The sequence below is a fragment of the Dolichospermum sp. UHCC 0352 genome (assembly GCF_009711925.1).
GTDB lineage: Bacteria > Cyanobacteriota > Cyanobacteriia > Cyanobacteriales > Nostocaceae > Dolichospermum > Dolichospermum lemmermannii.
This window is the reverse complement of the sequence record NZ_VIKY01000046.1, coordinates 1-3748: the sequence shown is the minus strand read 5'-3', so window position 1 is coordinate 3748 and position 3748 is coordinate 1. Positions and strand designations below refer to the sequence as shown.

Annotated in this window: 6 protein-coding genes; all 6 read left to right on the top strand. The window is 42.3% G+C overall.

The window, feature by feature from the left end; translation table 11 throughout:
- Positions 1 to 143 precede the first annotated feature (143 nt).
- The 6 genes from rpmH to FJR06_RS02975 all read left to right on the top strand — a co-directional run bounded on the left by rpmH (position 144) and on the right by FJR06_RS02975 (position 3567).
- On the top strand, positions 144 to 278 hold the full coding sequence (gene rpmH, locus FJR06_RS03000) for a 50S ribosomal protein L34 (RefSeq protein ID WP_015081067.1): 135 nt from the start codon (positions 144 to 146) through the stop codon (positions 276 to 278).
- A 27-nt stretch (positions 279 to 305) separates the two neighbouring features.
- Positions 306 to 695, top strand: coding sequence for a ribonuclease P protein component (gene rnpA, locus FJR06_RS02995; RefSeq protein WP_168650706.1), 390 nt, complete (start codon positions 306 to 308; stop codon positions 693 to 695).
- Positions 682 to 1068 carry a PH domain-containing protein gene (locus FJR06_RS02990; RefSeq protein WP_015081065.1) on the top strand — a complete coding sequence of 129 codons (387 nt, stop codon included), beginning with the start codon at positions 682 to 684 and terminating at the stop codon, positions 1066 to 1068. Before rnpA ends, FJR06_RS02990 begins: the two co-directional genes overlap by 14 nt.
- Before the next feature lie 231 nt (positions 1069 to 1299).
- A complete protein-coding gene (yidC, locus tag FJR06_RS02985; protein ID WP_015081064.1) occupies positions 1300 to 2445 on the top strand; it encodes a membrane protein insertase YidC in 1146 nt (381 codons plus the stop codon).
- A 2-nt stretch (positions 2446 to 2447) separates the two neighbouring features.
- Entirely contained in the window at positions 2448 to 2963 is a 516-nt protein-coding gene (locus tag FJR06_RS02980) for a R3H domain-containing nucleic acid-binding protein (protein WP_015081063.1), read from the top strand.
- A gap of 100 nt (positions 2964 to 3063) precedes the next feature.
- Complete coding sequence (locus tag FJR06_RS02975) at positions 3064 to 3567, top strand: DUF177 domain-containing protein (RefSeq protein WP_015081062.1); 504 nt, start codon at positions 3064 to 3066, stop codon at positions 3565 to 3567.
- Positions 3568 to 3748 lie beyond the last annotated feature (181 nt).

Genomic DNA, 3748 nt, shown 5'->3' with positions numbered 1-3748 from the left:
TTTATCTTCCAAATGCTTCGCCCCTACTGACAACGAACAACTGACAACTGACAACTCCATCCAGAAATATGTTTTTGTTGCCTGTAAAGTGGTAAAATATCAGATTGTGACTTTTTATGAAAATCGCCTAAAAGGAGAACAGTATGCAAAGAACCCTGGGCGGCACTTGCCGTAAGAGAAAAAGAACATCTGGATTTCGCGCCAGAATGCGGACACCAGACGGCAGAAACGTGATTAGTGCTAGAAGAAAAAAAGGACGGCATCGTTTGAGCGTGTAGGGTAAAATTCAGCAATTAAGAACTGTTGTGGCTTTGCCCAAAGCATATCGTCTCAAATCCCGTCAGGATTTTCAGGCAGTTTTCCGGGAAGGAATTCGGCGACATAGTTCTCATTTCACTTTGAGAGCTTTAAAACCTACTCTTTTGACAGAACCTTCTTTGGATACTGCCCCCCTTGCCACAAAAATTGGTATTGCCATTAGTACAAAAGTCAGTAAACGCGCCGTTGTTCGTAACAAAATCAAAAGACAAATGACAGCAGCATTACATCAATTATTGCCTAAATTAGTCCCAGGATGGCGGCTAGTATTAATTGTGAAACCAACAACAACAGAATCTGAGTGCGAAACTCAGAAATTTCTGCAAGAATTAGAGCAGTTGTTGGCACAAACTGAGGTATTAAATGGGCATTCGTGAAGAAGTTTTTTATGAGGGTGGTCCCCACATTGGGGATTTAATTCTCAATCTGCTGATTGGACTGACAGTGGTGGGTATCCCCTTAGCTGTGGGGGCAATAGTCAGGGCTATATGGCTGCGCTTCCGGATCACAGATCGAAGGATATGTGTAACTGGCGGTTGGATGGGACGCGATCGCTTTGATGTAATTTATTCAGAAGTGGTAAAAGTTGTCAAAGTTCCCCGTGCCATCGGCCTATGGGGAGATATGGCAATCACTCTCAAAAATGGTACTCTCATCGAAATGCGGGCTGTTCCCAATTTTCGGGGAGTCTATGACTACATTAACGAAAAAGTTGCTGCTAAAAATCCCCAATATAGCAGTTCTAAATAAGTCATTTGTCCAGAGCGGCAACATTCAGATTTTTAGATAATGTGCGGCTATCCGTAGCTTCCCTCGCTGGCGTAGCTTGTGGATAGTCACAGCAATGCTTAACAAAAACCTCTACAATATAGAGCAAAAGCTTGGGAGAGAACCCCCTCTAGTCAGAGGATAGGCTCAACTAAGCATCCCATTCCTCACCGGGGTGGGAGTGTCAAAGTACCGCAGGTTGAATTCAGAATAATGGATTTTGGTATCGGGTTTCTCTCGAACAACGTGATGTTGCCAATCATAGACCTTTTCTATGGTTTTGTCCCTAGCTATGGGTTGGCGATAGTAGCCTTAACATTGATTATCCGCTTTGCACTCTATCCCCTGAGTGCCGGTTCTATCCGTAGTATGCGACGGATGAAAGTCGTGCAACCGCTGATGCAAAAGCGCATGGCAGAAATCAAAGAACGCTATAAAGACGATCAGCAAAAGCAACAAGAGGAAATGCTCAAGGTCCAAAATGAATTTGGTAATCCCTTAGCAGGATGTCTCCCTCTACTTTTGCAGATGCCAGTATTACTAGCACTGTTTGCCACTTTGCGGGGGTCGCCTTTTTCCGGCGTTAACTATTCCGTTAATCTGCAAATCTTCCCTCAAGAACAAATTGAGCGCATTCAACCCCAAGCCTTTGCCACTTCTCCGCAAAATATTTATATTGCTGATGGAGAACATACTCCCATTTCTGCCATCTTACCAGGCGGTAATAAGTTAACAGTGGGAGAAAAAACTAAGATTCAATATCAAACCGTAGAAGGTAAATCATTTGATTCCCTCTTAGTAGAACACCCAGAAGCTAAGTTAACTCCTCAATGGAAAATCATGAAAGGGGAAGAGAGGGTCAAAATTGATGCCCAAGGCAATATAGAGGCTCTAGAACCCGGAGACGTGACCATTCAAGGCACAATTCCCGGACTAGCCGCAGAGAAAGGATTTCTCTTTATTGATGCTTTGGGTCGAGTCGGAGCTATTGATGCCGATAACACAGTCCACTGGGATATTGTGGGGATGATTGTCTTCTTTGGTATCAGCCTTTATGTGAGCCAAATGCTGTCTGGACAAAATTCCAGCGGTGGCAACCCTCAGCAAGATACAGTAAATAAAATTACCCCTGTGCTGTTTTCTGGGATGTTTTTATTCTTTCCTCTACCGGCTGGAGTTCTCATGTATATGGTAATTGGTAACGTTTTCCAAACCGTCCAAACCTATATTCTCTCCCGTGAACCTCTACCAGAAGAAATTCAAAAAATCGTAGATTTACAAGAGAAAGAAGCCCAAACTATCGAAGTAAAAGCGTTGCCATTTGAACCCAAAAGTTCTAAGAAAAAGGCTAATGGTTGATTATGAGCGACATTTCTATGCAAAGTAGTGAACAATGGTTACAGAATTTGCTACTTCTGACTGGTGTATCTACCCAAGTACGGGCTAATTTAGAAACTACCCCATCTTCTGAGCAAGATGTCCCAGCAGGAGCAAGCTACTGGTTGACAATAGATCAAACTAATTTAACATCAGAACAAATTAGGATTTTAATTGGTGCTGGTGGTTCGGTGCTAGACGGAATTCAGTATCTAGCAAATTCCGTTCTCAACTTAAACCAACCAGAAGACAATCAAACGGCTTACACGGTTGAATTAAGTGGTTATCGGGTGAGACGAGAATCTGAAATCCGCACTTTAGCCGAAACTGCTGCCGCAGAAGTCCGGTTTTCGGGCAGAGAGGTAGAACTTCAATCTCTCAGTTCTTCAGAACGTCGCCAAATCCACACGTTATTGCAGGAATTTTCTGATTTAGAAACCTTCAGTCGTGGTAAAGAACCTTATCGTTATTTAGTTGTTCGTCAAGCAGTTACACCATAATTAGGTAATAGGGAACAGGGAACAGACAAGAATATTACCAGTTACCCATTACCAATTACCAACTACCCATGCTCAATTTTAAGGGTATTTCACAAATCCTATGGACGCTATTTTTATTCCGCAGCTAACTAAAGCCCCGGAGCGGACAGAGGAAATTCAAGTTCAAGAGTTTCTGCCTGGACTAGAAACGTTGACACCAGTTCGCGGAGTTATCCAGGTTAAACATCAGGGTAATTATTTAGAAGTTTCATCTCAGGCAGAAACAATTGTTACCTGTACTTGCAACCGCTGTTTGCAGCAGTATAACCATCGTTTGGTTCTGAATACTCAGGAAGTTATTTGGTTAGACGAAACCGCTAATCAAACGGAAGATTTGCCTTTAGAAATGGAAGTCGCTGTAGAGGATTTACTGGAAACTTTAGCACCTGATGGTCATTTTGATCCCAGTGAATGGCTCTATCAGCAGATGTGTTTAGCATTACCTCAGCGTCAATTATGCAATGTTAATTGTCCGGGTATTTTAAATACTGCTGTTTCTGAACCACCTACGGATAGCCGTTGGGCTTTATTAGATGCGTTGAAAAAGCAACTTCCAGATAATTAGTAAATTTACTATTTGGTGTGTTATGGCTTAATTCTTTATGGCTCGGTAAAAGCTGTTAATACTCTCTCAAGCTCCTCAAGGATTTTTCATCTTTGTGGAGTTTTTAATTACAGAGAAATTTTGTATCCCACATTCCGCACCCCAAAATGTTACAGAGGGAAATTACGGAGATGAAAATCAA